Source organism: Richelia sinica FACHB-800, from assembly GCF_014698825.1.
Classification (GTDB): domain Bacteria; phylum Cyanobacteriota; class Cyanobacteriia; order Cyanobacteriales; family Nostocaceae; genus FACHB-800.
Window position 1 is genome coordinate 36,409 of record NZ_JACJTT010000006.1, and the last position, 14,479, is coordinate 50,887.

19 protein-coding genes and 1 pseudogene are annotated in these 14,479 nt (G+C 37.3%); 7 read left to right on the top strand and 13 right to left on the bottom strand.

The annotated features are described in order from the left end of the window. Window position 1 precedes the first annotated feature (1 nt). From yidC to H6G73_RS07000, 5 genes are all read right to left on the bottom strand, one after another. Window positions 2–1,147: a membrane protein insertase YidC gene (gene yidC / locus H6G73_RS06980; RefSeq protein ID WP_190602637.1), complete on the bottom strand. Its 1,146-nt coding sequence runs from the start codon at window positions 1,145–1,147 to the stop codon at window positions 2–4. A gap of 229 nt (window positions 1,148–1,376) precedes the next feature. Then, window positions 1,377–1,763 (bottom strand): PH domain-containing protein, encoded by a 387-nt coding sequence (locus tag H6G73_RS06985; RefSeq protein ID WP_190602640.1) that lies wholly within the window; start codon window positions 1,761–1,763, stop codon window positions 1,377–1,379. Next, window positions 1,750–2,154 carry a ribonuclease P protein component gene (rnpA, locus tag H6G73_RS06990; RefSeq protein ID WP_190602642.1) on the bottom strand — a complete coding sequence of 135 codons (405 nt, stop codon included), beginning with the start codon at window positions 2,152–2,154 and terminating at the stop codon, window positions 1,750–1,752. Before rnpA ends, H6G73_RS06985 begins: the two co-directional genes overlap by 14 nt. Window positions 2,155–2,179: 25 nt before the next feature. After that, complete coding sequence (rpmH, locus tag H6G73_RS06995; protein WP_190602644.1) at window positions 2,180–2,314, bottom strand: 50S ribosomal protein L34; 135 nt, start codon at window positions 2,312–2,314, stop codon at window positions 2,180–2,182. A 273-nt stretch (window positions 2,315–2,587) separates the two neighbouring features. Then, window positions 2,588–3,100: a DUF2808 domain-containing protein gene (locus H6G73_RS07000; protein WP_190602645.1), complete on the bottom strand. Its 513-nt coding sequence runs from the start codon at window positions 3,098–3,100 to the stop codon at window positions 2,588–2,590. A 796-nt stretch (window positions 3,101–3,896) separates the two neighbouring features. Here H6G73_RS07000 and H6G73_RS07005 point away from each other — a divergent pair. The 5 genes from H6G73_RS07005 (at window position 3,897) to H6G73_RS07020 (ending at window position 8,836) form a co-directional block, all read left to right on the top strand. Beyond that, window positions 3,897–5,051 carry a Re/Si-specific NAD(P)(+) transhydrogenase subunit alpha gene (locus H6G73_RS07005; RefSeq protein WP_190602647.1) on the top strand — a complete coding sequence of 385 codons (1,155 nt, stop codon included), beginning with the start codon at window positions 3,897–3,899 and terminating at the stop codon, window positions 5,049–5,051. A gap of 104 nt (window positions 5,052–5,155) precedes the next feature. Continuing rightward, a complete protein-coding gene (locus tag H6G73_RS07010; RefSeq protein ID WP_190602649.1) occupies window positions 5,156–5,449 on the top strand; it encodes an NAD(P) transhydrogenase subunit alpha in 294 nt (97 codons plus the stop codon). Further along, entirely contained in the window at window positions 5,446–6,849 is a 1,404-nt protein-coding gene (locus tag H6G73_RS07015; RefSeq protein ID WP_190602652.1) for an NAD(P)(+) transhydrogenase (Re/Si-specific) subunit beta, read from the top strand. Before H6G73_RS07010 ends, H6G73_RS07015 begins: the two co-directional genes overlap by 4 nt. A gap of 217 nt (window positions 6,850–7,066) precedes the next feature. Beyond that, complete coding sequence (locus H6G73_RS24150) at window positions 7,067–7,405, top strand: DUF262 domain-containing protein (RefSeq protein ID WP_199317639.1); 339 nt, start codon at window positions 7,067–7,069, stop codon at window positions 7,403–7,405. 108 nt (window positions 7,406–7,513) lie between these two features. Continuing rightward, window positions 7,514–8,836 (top strand): HNH endonuclease family protein, encoded by a 1,323-nt coding sequence (locus H6G73_RS07020; RefSeq protein WP_199317640.1) that lies wholly within the window; start codon window positions 7,514–7,516, stop codon window positions 8,834–8,836. Between the two features lie 221 nt (window positions 8,837–9,057). On the opposite strand, the gene vapC is transcribed toward H6G73_RS07020, so the two are convergent. The 8 genes and pseudogenes from vapC to H6G73_RS07060 all read right to left on the bottom strand — a co-directional run bounded on the left by vapC (window position 9,058) and on the right by H6G73_RS07060 (window position 12,752). Then, on the bottom strand, window positions 9,058–9,459 hold the full coding sequence (gene vapC / locus H6G73_RS07025) for a type II toxin-antitoxin system tRNA(fMet)-specific endonuclease VapC (protein ID WP_190602654.1): 402 nt from the start codon (window positions 9,457–9,459) through the stop codon (window positions 9,058–9,060). Window positions 9,460–9,475: 16 nt separating this feature from the next. Continuing rightward, the gene (locus H6G73_RS07030) at window positions 9,476–9,790 is read right to left on the bottom strand and encodes a hypothetical protein (protein WP_190602656.1); all 315 of its coding nucleotides are present in this window, start codon (window positions 9,788–9,790) and stop codon (window positions 9,476–9,478) included. A gap of 284 nt (window positions 9,791–10,074) precedes the next feature. After that, on the bottom strand, window positions 10,075–10,416 hold the full coding sequence (locus H6G73_RS07035) for a XisI protein (RefSeq protein WP_190602658.1): 342 nt from the start codon (window positions 10,414–10,416) through the stop codon (window positions 10,075–10,077). Continuing rightward, window positions 10,404–10,820, bottom strand: a pseudogene (locus tag H6G73_RS07040) (XisH family protein). Before H6G73_RS07040 ends, H6G73_RS07035 begins: the two are co-directional and overlap by 13 nt. Window positions 10,821–10,961: 141 nt before the next feature. After that, entirely contained in the window at window positions 10,962–11,417 is a 456-nt protein-coding gene (locus H6G73_RS07045) for a DUF29 domain-containing protein (RefSeq protein WP_190602660.1), read from the bottom strand. A 21-nt stretch (window positions 11,418–11,438) separates the two neighbouring features. Beyond that, a complete protein-coding gene (locus H6G73_RS07050; RefSeq protein WP_190602662.1) occupies window positions 11,439–11,798 on the bottom strand; it encodes a type II toxin-antitoxin system PemK/MazF family toxin in 360 nt (119 codons plus the stop codon). Further along, window positions 11,785–12,015, bottom strand: a complete 231-nt coding sequence (gene mazE / locus H6G73_RS07055; RefSeq protein ID WP_190602664.1) for a type II toxin-antitoxin system MazE family antitoxin — start codon at window positions 12,013–12,015, stop codon at window positions 11,785–11,787. The genes H6G73_RS07050 and mazE overlap by 14 nt, the downstream gene beginning before the upstream one ends. A 506-nt stretch (window positions 12,016–12,521) precedes the next feature. Beyond that, window positions 12,522–12,752 carry a hypothetical protein gene (locus H6G73_RS07060; RefSeq protein WP_190602666.1) on the bottom strand — a complete coding sequence of 77 codons (231 nt, stop codon included), beginning with the start codon at window positions 12,750–12,752 and terminating at the stop codon, window positions 12,522–12,524. Window positions 12,753–13,038: 286 nt separating this feature from the next. Here H6G73_RS07060 and H6G73_RS07065 point away from each other — a divergent pair, with 286 nt between their 5' ends. Together H6G73_RS07065 and H6G73_RS07070 are read left to right on the top strand one after the other, a co-directional pair. After that, the gene (locus H6G73_RS07065; protein WP_190602668.1) at window positions 13,039–13,278 is read left to right on the top strand and encodes a hypothetical protein; all 240 of its coding nucleotides are present in this window, start codon (window positions 13,039–13,041) and stop codon (window positions 13,276–13,278) included. Window positions 13,279–13,679: 401 nt separating this feature from the next. Beyond that, window positions 13,680–14,477 (top strand): WecB/TagA/CpsF family glycosyltransferase, encoded by a 798-nt coding sequence (locus H6G73_RS07070; protein ID WP_190602914.1) that lies wholly within the window; start codon window positions 13,680–13,682, stop codon window positions 14,475–14,477. Window positions 14,478–14,479: the final 2 nt, after the last annotated feature.

Sequence of the window (14,479 nt, forward strand, 5' to 3'; positions counted from 1 at the left end):
ATCAACCAGCAGCCTTTTTCTTAGAACTTTTGGGTTCAAATGGTAAAGCTTTGGCTTCTGCACTTTGGGCGACTTTTTCCTGAGATTCAACAATCTTTTGCAATTCTTCTGGTAAAGGCTCGCGGGAGAGAATGTAGGTTTGTAAGGTTTGGAAAATATTTCCAATCACCATATACATTAATACCCCAGCAGGCAAGGGAAAGAATAAAAACATTCCAGAAAAAATCACTGGGGTGATTTTGTTAACTGTGTCTTGCTGTGGGTTACCACCGGAGGAATTTTGGCCAGAAAGAACTTGGCTTACGTAAAGGCTGATACCAAAGAAGATGACCATGGCCACAATATCCCAGTGGATTTTACCATCGGGATCAATCGCCCCTACCCTACCCAAGGCATCAATAAAGAGAAATCCTTTGTCCGCTGCTAGTCCGGGAATTGTTCCTTGGATGGTGACATCACCTGGCTGTAAGGCTTCTATATTACCTTCAGCGTCAATTTTAATTCTGTCTTCTCCCTTGGTGACTTTCCATTCTGGAGTCAACTTGGTTTCTGGATGTTCAGCTAAGAGCAAATCAAAGGGTTTGCCCTCCATGGTTTGATATTGGATCTTAGTGTTTTCACCAACTGCTAGCTTGTTGCCACCGGGTAAAATCGCTGTAATTTTGGTGTGGTCTCCATCAGCAATGTAAATGTTTTGTGGAGGGGTAGCAAATGCTTGGGGTTGAATCCGTTCGATTTGATCGGCAGGAAATATTTGCAGGTTGACTGAATAGTTAACACCAGCAAAAGGTGAACCACGTAAGGTGGCAAACAGTGCCAGCAACACGGGCATTTGCAACAGTAGTGGTAAACATCCTGCCAGAGGGTTGCCAAATTCCTTTTGGACATTGACCATTTCCTCTTGTTGCTTTTGCGGATCATCTTTATAGCGTTCTTTAATTTCTTGCATCCGCTTCTGCATGAGGGGCTGAACAATCCGCATCCGACGCATATTGCGAATGGAGCCAGCACTCAAGGGATAGAGCGCAAAGCGGATGATCAATGTTAATGCGACGATCGCCAATCCATAGCTAGGCACAATACCATAGAAAAGGTCTATGATTGGCAACATCACGTTGTTCGAGAGAAACCCGATACCAAAATCCATTATCCTGAATTCAACCTGAGGTACTGTAAACTGAACTGAATCTAATTTATCTAAATCATGATTTGTCTGCGACTATTCCTCGCTACGGATAGCCGCACACGATCTGAAAAGATGAATGCTAAATAAGAGTGATAAGTGCTGAGCGATGTAAGTCTTGAGAAAATAAAGATGTGCAAAAACAGCATCTAACTCTGACTTAATAGTTAGGAACTCAACACCTGTAAGCTGTCTACTTCGCACTGCTGTATTGGGGATTTTTAGCAGCAACTTTGTCGTTAATGTAGTCATATAGTTCGCGAAATTTAGGCACAGCCCGCATTTCTAACCGACTGCCATTTTTGAGGGTAATGACCATATCTCCCCAAATGCCAAGACCACGGGGAACTTTCACGACTTTGACTATTTCTGAATAGATAACATCAGAGCGATCGCGTCCCATCCAACCCCCAATCACTGTAATCCGGCGATCAGTAATGCGATAGCGTAGCCACAAAGCTCTGACAATGGCTCCCACTGTCAAAGGTAAACCCACTACAGAAAAGCCAATTAGGAGATTGAGAATCAAATCCCCAATATGAGGGCCACCCTCAAAATAGATTTCTTCACGAATGCCCATTTAATACCTCAGCTTGCGCCAACAACTGCTCTAATTCTTGCAGAAATTGTTGGCTTCCGCACTTAGATTCTGCTGCCGTTGGTTTCACAATTACCACGAGCCGCCATCCCGGTGCTAATTTGGGTAATAACTGATAAAAAGCTGCCGTAATTCGTCTTTTAATTAAATTACGAACTACTGCACGTTTGCTAACTTTGGTGCTAATAGAAATACCAATCTTGGTACTGGCATAATTGGCTGTTGGGGAGGCAGTATCCAAAGAAGGTTCTGTTGCCACGGCAGGTTTTAAAGCTCTCAAAGTGAAATGAGAACTATGTCGCCGAATTCCTTCCCGGAAAACTGCCTGAAAATCATGACGAGATTTTAATCTATGTGCTTTGGGCAACGCCACAGATATTCTAATCGTTGGATTATCCCTAAACGCTCAGACGATAACGTCCTTTCTTTCTTCTAGCGCTGATCACGTTTCTGCCGTCTGGAGTCCGCATTCTGGCACGAAAACCAGATGTTCTTTTTCTCTTGCGGCAGGTTCCTCCTAAGGTTCTTTGCATACTACTCTCCTCTTAAGCGATGTACATAAAAAGTCACAATCCGCTATTTTATCACTTTTATAGAGAACCAAGGAAATTTCCGCGAATAAAATTGCCAGGATTACTCAATGGGTGGATAGAAGATTGGTTTAGACAATTTTGGATTTTAGATTGGGGATTGAGAGTAACTTTTTGGTTCTAGGTTCTATCAATCCAGCCGGTGCCATCATTGGGGAAATTGTTATTACTCTATTTAGGTGTGGAGCAATCAGTTTCCCCGCACCACCCGGAATATCAAGTGATGCTTAAAACCCAGCTACCTAAATAACGTAGTAATGGCACATCGCCAGGAGAGAGAATTTGGCAGTTAAAATAGTACATACCGCCAAAAGCCGGATTTTGAACATTGGATAAGACTAGTTCTACTTTGCTCCCTGCGGGTACTGGCTCTTGGGGAAAGATTTCGATGACTCGTGCTTCCTTATTCCATTTCACTTCTGAGAGAGGTAAGCTTTTGCCTTTTACACGAACTTCTACACTTTTGGGGTCAAAAGTACCTCTGTAATAATTGGGATAGGTAATGGCAAATTGAGCTACTGCCAATTTCATTTTACTGGCGGGAATTCTGAGGATGTAACGATCCCAACTATTAGCTTGTCCACCAAAATCTAGGCGGAAAGGTAATTGATTTTCACTTTTGACACCGCTAAACAAAGTTAAACCAGGTAAACTTTGGGCAAAAGTGAGAGCCGGGAAACCAGTCACTAAGCAGCCTGTAACAGCTAAGGCAGAAAATACACGTCTCATAATTGAGCTTCCTTTAATAGATACTTTAGTTTGTAATCTCAGTTACTGAGCTTTAGCAATCTTTACTAAACTTTACTACTCTGTTCTTGCCATTGGACGCGAAATAGATAAAAAAGTGCCACTAATGTGAAATTTAAGGTGTATTTGCGACCACACCTAAGCTCATTGTAGTTTTTAGCTGTGAGATTGTGCATAGAAAAAACCAGCTAGGTCTAGCCTGGTAACAATTTGGCTGCACTCATCCAGCAAGTATCTACTAGGAAGGACATCTGGGGATGATAGACAATCACAATAAGTTTTTATTTCTAAATATTGATTAGTATATATAAATCTAAATTTACCTTGATAAAAGTTGAAATATTCTATTAGCGATCGCTATTTCGATAGAAATAGATTACTATGGCCAAACTAGTACAAAAGCGGCAAAAATTAACAGTTAATGGTCGTCACTATCAAGATTTCCACACTTTATGAATATTAGTAATATGGTGTCAGGAAGATAAAAGCTTTTGAATTTCTAAAATAATCTGAAGAACCATACACAAAATGTGGGGATCGGCATAGGATGTGCAGTATCTAATCCCAATTGCAAATATCTGTGCTTGTTATATTTGCCAGTTTAACTGTGAGGATTTGGCAAAGAGACCAAAGTAAAGACAGGAAAGGTTTTAGAGCCATTGGACAGGCAAAAATTATGGCTAAAAATCCTGCCTATAGTCTATTGGTAGGAAAAACGTAGCCTCAGTAAATGTAGAAATGGCAGAGAGATTTTAAGTATTTATCTCTAGGAGATTGCATGAAAATAGCAGTTGCTAAAGAAATAGAAGTTTGTGAACGCCGTGTAGCATTAATTCCGGATATTGTGGCGCGATTAGTCAAACAAGGTTTAGAAGTTTGGGTAGAAGCTGGTGCAGGAGAAAAAGCATTTTTTAGTGATGCTGACTATGAAGCAGCAGGAGCGAAAATTATCAGCAATGGTGAGACTTTGTGGCACGAAGCTGATATTTTACTCAAGGTGAGTCCACCCCAAATTAGAGAAGATGGCAGGGTAGAAATTGACCTCCTCAAACCAGGAGCAATTGTAATTAGCTTTCTTAATCCCTTGGGTAATCCAGCGATCGCGCAAAAATTGGCACAACGGCAAATCACAGCCTTAAGTATGGAATTAATACCTCGTACTACCAGAGCGCAGAGCATGGATGCCTTATCTTCTCAAGCATCACTAGCGGGGTATAAAACCGTACTTTTAGCAGCCGCAGCATTACCAAAATATTTCCCCATGTTAACCACTGCGGCGGGCACGATCGCCCCTGCTAAAGTATTTATTATGGGAGCAGGTGTAGCCGGATTGCAAGCGATCGCAACTGCAAGAAGACTAGGCGCAGTCGTAGAAGCCTTTGATATTCGCCCAGCCGTCAAAGAAGAAGTACAAAGCTTAGGCGCAAAATTCGTCGAAGTCCAACTAGAAGAAGAAACCACAGCTGCTGGTGGTTACGCCAAAGAAATCTCCGAAGACAGTAAAAAACGTACCCAAGAACTACTAGCCACCCACGTCAAAAATTCCGATGTAGTAATTACCACCGCCCAAGTACCAGGCAGAAAAGCCCCCATCTTAGTAACAGAAGAGATGGTAAAGGCAATGAAACCCGGTTCCGTCATCGTGGACTTAGCCGCCGAACAGGGTGGAAACTGCGCTTGTACCGAACCAGGAAAAGACATCGTTTGGAACGGCGTAACCATTATCGGGCCGATTAACCTACCCTCATCAATGCCAGTACACGCCAGCCAACTGTATGCGAAAAATATCACCTCATTAATGCAACTGCTGATCAAAGATAAAGCATTACAAATCAACTTTGACGACGACATCATAGATGCCGCTTGTATTACTCATGGTGGAGAAATTAGAAACCAACGGGTAAAAGAAGCTTTGCAAACAGTAACGGTTTAACCACCAGCAAACACAGATTTTGAACGCGGATACACAGATGGGATATCTTTCTTTCCTTTGCGCCTTTGCGTCTTTGCGCGAAACTTTTTAACTCCAAAATCGAAATGACAGAAACATTACTCGCAGCTTTATTCGTACTCGTCTTAGCCTCATTCATCGGCTTTGAAGTCATTAACAAAGTTCCCCCCACCTTACACACACCCTTAATGTCCGGTTCCAACGCCATTTCCGGTATTTCCGTCATTGGTGCAATTCTCGCTGCGGGGGAGAGAAACACCAGTTTATCAGTAATTCTCGGTTTAATTGCCGTCATCTTGGCAATGGTTAACGTAGTCGGTGGTTTTCTTGTTACCGACAGAATGCTGCAAATGTTTAAAAAAAAGGAAATTAAAGCATGAGCGACTTTATACCTACTGGGATACAGCTAACTTATTTATTAGCCGCATCATTATTTATATTCGGTTTGAAAAAACTTGGTTCTCCTGCAACTGCCCGCAATGGTAACGTTATTGCTGCTGTGGGAATGCTGCTGGCAATTGTCGCCACATTGCTAGACCAGCACGTCCTCAACTACGAGATGATTTTGCTAGGCTTGGCCATCGGTTCAGTTATTGGTGCCGTTGTTGCCTACAAAGTGCAAATGACAGAAATGCCCCAAATGGTGGGTTTACTCAACGGTTTGGGTGGTGCATCTTCCGCACTGGTAGCAGTGGCCGAATTTTGGCGGTTGTTAGATGCTTCTCAACCAATTCCCCTCGATATCAACATTTCCATGTTATTGGATGTGTTAATCGGTGGCGTTACCTTTACAGGTAGTTTTCTCGCCTTTGCCAAATTGCAAGGTTTAGTAAGTGGTACTCCTATTACCTTTCCTTTCCAGCAACCTTTTAACCTGTTGCTGTTAGGTACATATCTAGCGGGAAGTGCCTATTTAATCATCTCACCGGACAGCTTACTCATCTTTTTAGCGGTGGTGGCGGTTTCCTTGGTGTTGGGGGTGATGTTTGTACTGCCCATTGGTGGCGGTGATATGCCGGTGGTGATTTCGCTGTTGAACTCCCTCTCAGGTGTAGCTGCGGCGGCTGCGGGTTTTGTGGTGATGAACAATATGTTAATCATCGCCGGTGCTTTGGTGGGTGCGTCAGGTATCATCCTTACCGAAATTATGTGTAAGGCCATGAACCGGTCATTATTCAGTGTCCTGTTTAGTGCCTTTGGTTCAGCTTCTACTGTTACTGGTGGTGGTGCTGCTGGTGCAACTAATCAAACAGTCCGCAGTATCGACCCGGAAGAAGGGGCGATGATGTTGGGATATGCCCGTTCTGTGGTGATTGTACCAGGATACGGTATGGCGGTTGCTCAAGCACAGCATAGCGTCCGCGAGTTGGCAGACCAACTAGAACGTATGGGTGTAGATGTGAAATATGCCATACATCCGGTTGCGGGGAGAATGCCAGGACACATGAATGTATTATTGGCAGAAGCTAATGTATCCTATACGCAGTTATATGATATGGAGGATATTAATCCGCAGTTTGAACAAGCTGATGTAGCTTTAGTAATTGGTGCTAATGATGTTGTTAACCCTGCGGCCCGTAGTGATGCGAATAGTCCGATTTATGGGATGCCAATTTTAGAAGTTGATAGGGCAAAGCAGACTATTGTGATTAAGCGCGGTATGAGTGCTGGTTTTGCTGGTGTGGATAATGAGTTGTTTTATAAGGATAAGACGACTATGTTGTTTGGTAGTGCTAAGGATATGGTGGCTAAGTTGGTTAGTGAGGTGAAGCAGCTTTAGGTTAATTTTAGGGGGTGTAGTTTGTGGACTATGCCCTTTTTTTCTCTCGCAGAGGCGCAGAGATATACCATACGAATTATAATTTTAACAATTCTTATATTTAGACTTAGCTTTTAGACGTTGGCAAATCAGTAATTTTACTTATATATTATAACTATAAACAAAATAACTACTACTAAGTTTGAACTAATATTTTTAGTTCAGCCAAATATATATTATGGAAAAAGAACTATATTCGCTATCGAAAATTTTTACAGAAAAACTCTATAGAATACCAGATTATCAAAGAGGGTATGCTTGGAGTCTAAAACAACTTAAGGATTTTTGGAATGATTTACAACAATTAGAAAATCGAAAAAATCATTATTTAGGAGTTTTAACTTTAGAAGAAGTTCCTATACAAGTTATTAATAATTGGCATGATGATTCATGGATCATACAATCTAAAGGTTATGATTCATATTATATAGTTGATGGACAGCAGAGATTAACTACTTCAATAATTCTCATTCAAGCATTTATTGAGTGTATAGAACCAAATCAAAAGTTAAATTAACATACTCTGGATGAGATACGTAAAAAATACATTTTTGATTCTAAGGATGATGGCATATCTAGATCCTATATCTTTGGTTATGAAAAAGATAATCCTAGTTATGAATTTTTGAAAATAAACATTTTTAGAGAAGATTCTGTAACTAAATCCCAAATTCAAGAAACAATTTACACTCATAATCTTGAATCAGCTAAGAGGTTTTTTAGCGAAAGACTATCAGAAATTAGTCATGAAGAAAAAGAAAGTATTTTTCTTAAACTAACACAGAAGTTGTTATTTAACTTATATACTATTTCTAATGATATAGATGTTTTTATTGCCTTTGAAACTATGAATAATAGAGGTAAGCCTCTTTCTGTTCTAGAATTATTAAAAAACAGATTAATCTATCTTTCAACAAAGCTAAATGTAGAGGAATATGAGAAAATAAGTCTCAGAAATATAATTAATGAATCATGGAAGACTGTATATCATAATTTAGGTAAAAACAAAGAAAATCCATTAGATGACGACAAATTTTTATTTAATCATTTTGTCTTATATTTTGGGAAAGAAACTAAACCTGAATATGAAATATCTCCGGTTGAGTTGTTTGGTATTAACATAAGAAGTTACAATTTCCGATCTGACTACTCTAGAGTTTTATTAGAAGAAATATTTACTGCTAAAAATATTGCAAAAAATAATAGTAATAATAATTCTCTTCTTTTAACAACTAAATTTATCAATAGTTATGTACAAGATTTACAACAATCAGTTGAGTTATGGTATAAAATCTCTAATCCTTATTTTAGTGATTTTTCTGAAAATGAGAAAATTTGGCTAGATAAGCTCAACCGAGTAGTAAATAATGACACTGTTTCTTTTGCACCTCTAATTATGGTCTTTTTCAAGAAAGAACCTAACCGAGAAAAGAGAGTAAAATTTTTAAAGACTTTAGAATTATTAATGTTTTTTAGCGTATTAATTGGGCTACCATCTTACGCGATATTACGATTGAATGGATTTAATACATTAGAAAAATCAATAAATTTAAGTAATAGAACTATTGAACATATATATCCACAAAAAGCTAAAGACAAATATTGGATTGATACTTTTCGTAGCTATACACCTAAAGAAAAAACTATATTAAAAAATTCTCTAGGTAATTTATTACCTCTTTCAAAAGCTAAAAATTCTAGTTGTAGTAATAAAGCTTTCCCTGATAAAAAATGTAATGATATAAATAATGTTGGATATAGATACGGTTCTTATTCTGAGAATGAAGTTGCTTTGTACGAACATTGGACAGCAAAAGAAATACTTGAGCGAGGCATTAAGCTAATAAATTTTATGGAAAACAGATGGAAGATTAGTATAGGTGATTATGACGCAAAAGTAGAGTTTCTTGGACTTGGATTTGTACTGAAAAAAGAAGGGTTAAATTAGCTAAATTAATGTATCTTGTTCATAATTCTCAAAGTGCTATCGCTCTCTCTTCTCTTCTTCCTTCGTGTTCTTCGTGTCTTCGTGGTTCGTTTAAAAAGGATGCTGGGGAAAAGTGCGATCCTCTGCGTTCTCTGCGTGAGATAAAAAAGGGATATTTGGAAGTGGAGGGGGTGCGATAGCGTTCGCGGTAGCGTGTCGAAGACATAGGTATCGCTTATTTATCAAATTTCCCAATCTTCCAATATTAGAGTATCAACCCTACTAAATTCTCTACTATTATGAGTAACAAGAGTTAAATTATTAGCTATTGTAATAGCAGCAATATGTAAATCATTATTACCTATAGGAGTACCTTTAGCAGCTAATTTACTCCGAATTTCGCCATAAATTAAAGCACATTGGTCATTAAAATACAAAGAAACAAACCTCCCTAAAAATTCCTGCTGCTTTTGTAGAGTTTTAGCAGGATTATTAGTTCTCATTGCACCATAAAATAATTCAGCTTTCACAATAGAACAAACTACTATATCTATATCGGACAAATCTTGAAAACGCCGAATAATCTTTTCTGATTTTTGATTAAGATATTGAATACAAACATTAGTATCTAATAAATATTTCATGGGTTTTTATTTCTAACTAAATAATCATGTCTTCTAGCCTATCATCCAAGGTATCATCAATACCCAAATCATCTATAATAATAGGATCATCAGCACAACTACCTGCGGTTTTATTAATAAATTCTTGCCAGGATAATTGATGATTTTCTCCTGTTTCAATATTTTTATCATCATTTATGGAAGACTGTTTTCTTATAAGATTTTCACGAAATAACCGAACTATTTGCAAAAACTCTGGTATATATTCTTCAGGAATTTGGGCGATTTCTAATAATAGATTATAACTAGGAGTAGTTGAGGATATTTCTGTAATTGATTGCTGATTACTCATAAGTATATTGTTAGTACATAATGAAAATTTATTTGCATTCTATAATATCATAAATTTCTGGAAATAACCAAAATACGATGTTTACAGTAGGTATCACTCCTTTGCGTCTACCCTGCGCGAGTTAATGACGGAGATTGCATCTTTGCGTGAGGTAAAAATGGATGTTGGGAAGTTAGCGTTCGCGATAGCGTCTCGTAGAGATAGCTTAGCGTTCGTTCGCGCAGCGTGTCCAAGACATAGGTATCATTGTTTGGGGAGTTGAAAGGATGCGATCGCTATAATATTTAAGCAATAGCAAATTCAGTATATTTCCTTTCATCAGGAGGATGAAAAGCTAAAACAATATCAAGATTAGAAATACCTAACTTCATTAACTCATTAGCTATTCCTTCCTCAGTCCAATCTTCCTCTATCCAAATTCTATCATTTTTAATTCTGACATTAACTTGAATATTATTAGTTCTTTTCTTCTCATCCCATCCCAAAAAACACCAAATGTAGTGATGATTATTATCATCAGAAACCAAACAACTTTCATCAGTTAAATTTGCTGCACCAGAAACCCAATTATGATATTCTGTGAGCACTTGTTTAATTGCTATTTGATATTGTTCTAGTTTATCCATTGCAATATCTCCTCTTTTTCTACATTCACTATAATCATTAAAATTTGATTTAGTTCGACAATCTCTTTGATTGAATCTCTTGTAAAAAAGTTTTGATATGTACTTTCTTTAATAGCTAAATAAATTTTATATTCTGGTTCTGTAAGATTAATTAAATTACGATATAAAATATATTGCCCTAAAGCTAATTCAAAATCCTTCATAGGGGAAGGACTCAGAAAACTCTTGATTTCAACAACTATTTTACGTCCATTTAGTTATGCTGCAATCGGTTTTTCAGCAGATAAGTCAGCAAACAATTCAGCATCTTTGTATTTAATTTTATAAGGATCGGCAGTAATCGTCCAACCATCCCTAACTAAAGCATTTTTAACAGCATCATGGTAAATATCTTTTGCTGGCATCGTCTTCTTAATAATATTGAGCAGACAGAAATTAATTGTTGATACAATTGTACTAAATACTCAGGTGTTAGCGTAGCTTACCGTCGGTATCGCTGTTTGGGAAGTTGAAGGGATGCGATCGCTTGACAAAAGAAATTATGATTAAACTGGAAAAAAATCAGCATCTAAAATTTCATCAGAGGAAAAAGGATTATCTTGAGGAAAAATAGATAAAGGAAGTCCGGTTTCAATAGATGCTTCTTTACGAGCGTGTTGATAACAAGTATCCAAAACTTCCAAATAATAGCCTTTTAAACTAGGACTATCTAAAAATGTTTCTTGTAATCTTTGACGATGTTCATATATTGTATACAACCAACTGTTTGACCTGTTTTGAGGTTGAAACTTGTATTTAAGCAAGCGCATAATTACAACTCGTAAATTACTTTTTAAAGCATTTTTTTCACTTCTTCCCATACTTTCAATTTCTTCAATTAAATTTTCTAATTCTAATTCTGAAAACTGCTTATTCTTTAATAAAGAAGCGGTTTGTTCAATCCATAAATTATAATCTTCTGCATAAAGATTATTAGTTAATATCCTAGATTGATGTGTCATAGTTTTCTCCTTGATAAAAATTTAAATCCCAAAATCCAAAACCACATCTAAAGCAGTACGAATTCCTTCCCAATATTCAGATTCTAAAATACCCACCAACCCCAAAACGCGACGATTATCTACAGAACGAATTTGAGCAAAATCAATAAAACGATCTTTATCTAATCCATTAGTTGCTGTTGCTTTTACGTTGACAATATAGGGAGCTTGCTTACTTCCTGGTCGAAATGGTATCACAATAGTTAATAATCCATATTGATTCATAATATCATTTTGAACTATTAAACAAGCACGAATTTTTTGTGCTTCTGCTCCCACAGTTGGATCAAGATTTACCCAGCGAATTTCACCCCTTTTATATGTTAAATTACCCTCTGGCATTAATACCATCTCCAGCTACATTATCCCAAGCAGAAATCTCATTTTGATATTCTAAATCTTTGACATCTTCTTGAAGTGCAGCAATTATTTCTTCTTCTAAAATTTTGCGTCTTTGTTCTGCTAATAGTGCATTAATATAAGCACTACGATTACCTTTTGCTTGTTTATCAATAAATCTGATAATGTCTTCTTCTAAAGTAATTGTGATTTTCATCATAGGTCTTACTTATTTATCTTACTAATTAATCATACTGTTTTTTTTAACAATTTGCCACTACAAAAGTGATGTTGGATAAAAAGTGTGATAGCGTATCCCTTACGGAAATGGAAGAGATAGCTGACTGTTCACATCGTGTTCCGTAGGAAAGGTATTGCTTTGAGGGAGCGCGTTAGCGTAGCGTGCCATAGGGATAGGTATGGCTCTTTCTTTGTGTCTTTGCGACTTTGCGTGAGGTAAAAATGATACTGGAGAAAGATGTGCGATCGCATCCCTATCGCTCAGACTATTGCTAGATTATCTTTATTGATAAACGAAATATTTATTCTAAAATCGTGCAAACATGCAATATTGCAATTATGCGATTTTAAAAATGTGTATACAATACAAATTCACTGTATTAAAACTATATAGATGATATTACACAACATCAAATATCAAAACCCGCTATAACGGAATTAAAACAGGGGACATTGATAGAGTCGTCCCCATGTGTCTAAAATCGATTACAAGCGATGTCTATCCATCAGATGAGCGCGATCGCTTGAACGATGGAACTGACGCTTTTTATGGTGTTTGCGACCCTTGATTTGTGGTTTTTTATGGGGTTGCTGCGGTTTCACTTCTGAATGCTGGTTGGGTGGAGTTGCAGCATAAGCATAATTCGGTGTAGCAGAACCGAAGATACCAATCAAAACTGGAATTGTGACTACAGTTATCACAGAATAAATCTTCATCAGCTATCTCGTAAGCTAGTGGTGTTCACATTTCCCATCAAATAGCTTGGAAATGACAGCTTACCCACTGCACACATTACACTTCTGTAATTTGATCAAAAAATTTTTTGCCACCCAGGAACAAATCTGCTGACTTCAACGTCTACTGAGTGTATCTGTGGTTTTGACGCAGATAAATTTAGCTATTCCTCAATAGCTTAAACTCGAAAAAAGTATCATCATATTGTGTATGATGCTTTGGTGTCGGTAACAATTTTCCAAATCATATCAACAACTTTTCCAAACTATGCGACTAAAACGATGGGAATCTCCCCGTCGCGAAGGGAGAAATGACAAAGGTAGAGGCGGTTCTGCCAGAAAGCGACAACTCAAAAAACAAAGACAAATGCTCAAAAAGAAACTCAAAGACAATCAAAATAGAGATAATAACAATCACAATAACCAGGGGGAAGAAAAACATTATCTTCCCCCTATTTTTTTGAATTTTTATCATATGTCTCCAACAACAAATTGGATAATTAAGTAATATCACGGTGGCAAAATTAATTCTATTCTTAATTAAAAAAATCTTACTTAAGTAGTATCTCTAGGTTGAATTTAGTATTTAAAAATTTTGTCCCTATATTTTCAGATTCACATCAAAAAAACATCAACAGATGATAAAGTAATGATGAAATTTTTTTTGACATTCGGAAATTTCTGTGTCAAACTATGAAACTAAAATACAGTTACCGATCACTTACTTAAGTTCAGTACGTTCAGTACGTTCAATAATTCATTCAACAATCTAGTAAATCTTCTAGGATTCTTTAATAAGTAAAACTAATGAGTTTTCAGGCAGTCAGGAAAATACAAACTGTCCGTTTAATTATGCACAAATGTTGTTAAATACTGATGAAATTTCTCTTGGAAACAAGGAGTCATATTATGGTGGGACGAGTGCTTTTACCAACTCAAAAAGTGCTTGATGTTCCTATTACTGCCTTGCGCTTTGATGAGCAAATAAGAACAATCATAAATTGGGCTAGTAGTCGTGAAAGCAAAATAGTTTGTGTAGCGAATGTACACATGTTAATGGAGGCTCATTGGAATCCAGATTTTGCCAAAATATTGAGATACGCAGACCTGGTAACACCTGATGGTATGCCTTTAGTTTGGATGATGCGAAAAATGGGTATATCTTATCAAGACCGTGTGGCTGGTATGGATATATTTGTAGCTTTGTGTCAATTAGGAATTACTGAAAACATTAGTATTTTTTGTTTAGGTTCACAGCCAGAAATTCTTGCCAAAATGCGAAAAAGATTAGAAAAAGAATTTCCTGCCTTGGAAATAGCAGCTATGGAACCTCTGCCATTTCGTTCCCTCACTGAAGTTGAAGACGAAGCCTTAATTAAAAAAATCAATGCTAGTGGTGCAGGTATAGTTTTTGTCTCCTTAGGATGTCCAAAACAGGAAAAATGGATTGCTCAACATAGAGGCAAAATCAAAGCGGTAATGATTGGAGTAGGTGGAGTTTTTCCTGTGTACGCAGGAATTCATAAACGCGCACCGCAAATGGTTCGAGATTTAGGTTTGGAATGGCTGTATCGTTGGTTGCAAGAACCACGCAGATTGTGGGGTCGATACTATAAAACAATTCCTCCATTTATTTGGTTAGCAACCAAACAGTTAATATCATCTAGTCGTCTTGGTTCTGTTTTTTCAAATGCTAGTAGTGATTAGGA

What these genes read in the sequence shown, in the direction of transcription:
- H6G73_RS07010 (WP_190602649.1), top strand. Translation starts at nt 5,156, where the DNA reads ATGACAGAAACATTACTCGCAGCTTTATTCGTACTCGTCTTAGCCTCA.
- H6G73_RS07035 (WP_190602658.1), bottom strand. Translation starts at nt 10,416, where the DNA reads ATGGATAAACTAGAACAATATCAAATAGCAATTAAACAAGTGCTCACA.
- H6G73_RS07060 (WP_190602666.1), bottom strand. Translation starts at nt 12,752, where the DNA reads ATGAAGATTTATTCTGTGATAACTGTAGTCACAATTCCAGTTTTGATT.
- yidC (WP_190602637.1), bottom strand. Translation starts at nt 1,147, where the DNA reads ATGGATTTTGGTATCGGGTTTCTCTCGAACAACGTGATGTTGCCAATC.
- H6G73_RS07070 (WP_190602914.1), top strand. Translation starts at nt 13,680, where the DNA reads ATGGTGGGACGAGTGCTTTTACCAACTCAAAAAGTGCTTGATGTTCCT.
- H6G73_RS07015 (WP_190602652.1), top strand. Translation starts at nt 5,446, where the DNA reads ATGAGCGACTTTATACCTACTGGGATACAGCTAACTTATTTATTAGCC.
- rpmH (WP_190602644.1), bottom strand. Translation starts at nt 2,314, where the DNA reads ATGCAAAGAACCTTAGGAGGAACCTGCCGCAAGAGAAAAAGAACATCT.
- H6G73_RS07000 (WP_190602645.1), bottom strand. Translation starts at nt 3,100, where the DNA reads ATGAGACGTGTATTTTCTGCCTTAGCTGTTACAGGCTGCTTAGTGACT.
- H6G73_RS24150 (WP_199317639.1), top strand. Translation starts at nt 7,067, where the DNA reads ATGGAAAAAGAACTATATTCGCTATCGAAAATTTTTACAGAAAAACTC.
- H6G73_RS07065 (WP_190602668.1), top strand. Translation starts at nt 13,039, where the DNA reads ATGCGACTAAAACGATGGGAATCTCCCCGTCGCGAAGGGAGAAATGAC.
- vapC (WP_190602654.1), bottom strand. Translation starts at nt 9,459, where the DNA reads ATGAAATATTTATTAGATACTAATGTTTGTATTCAATATCTTAATCAA.
- H6G73_RS06985 (WP_190602640.1), bottom strand. Translation starts at nt 1,763, where the DNA reads ATGGGCATTCGTGAAGAAATCTATTTTGAGGGTGGCCCTCATATTGGG.
- H6G73_RS07030 (WP_190602656.1), bottom strand. Translation starts at nt 9,790, where the DNA reads ATGAGTAATCAGCAATCAATTACAGAAATATCCTCAACTACTCCTAGT.
- H6G73_RS07050 (WP_190602662.1), bottom strand. Translation starts at nt 11,798, where the DNA reads ATGCCAGAGGGTAATTTAACATATAAAAGGGGTGAAATTCGCTGGGTA.
- H6G73_RS07005 (WP_190602647.1), top strand. Translation starts at nt 3,897, where the DNA reads ATGAAAATAGCAGTTGCTAAAGAAATAGAAGTTTGTGAACGCCGTGTA.
- mazE (WP_190602664.1), bottom strand. Translation starts at nt 12,015, where the DNA reads ATGATGAAAATCACAATTACTTTAGAAGAAGACATTATCAGATTTATT.
- H6G73_RS07045 (WP_190602660.1), bottom strand. Translation starts at nt 11,417, where the DNA reads ATGACACATCAATCTAGGATATTAACTAATAATCTTTATGCAGAAGAT.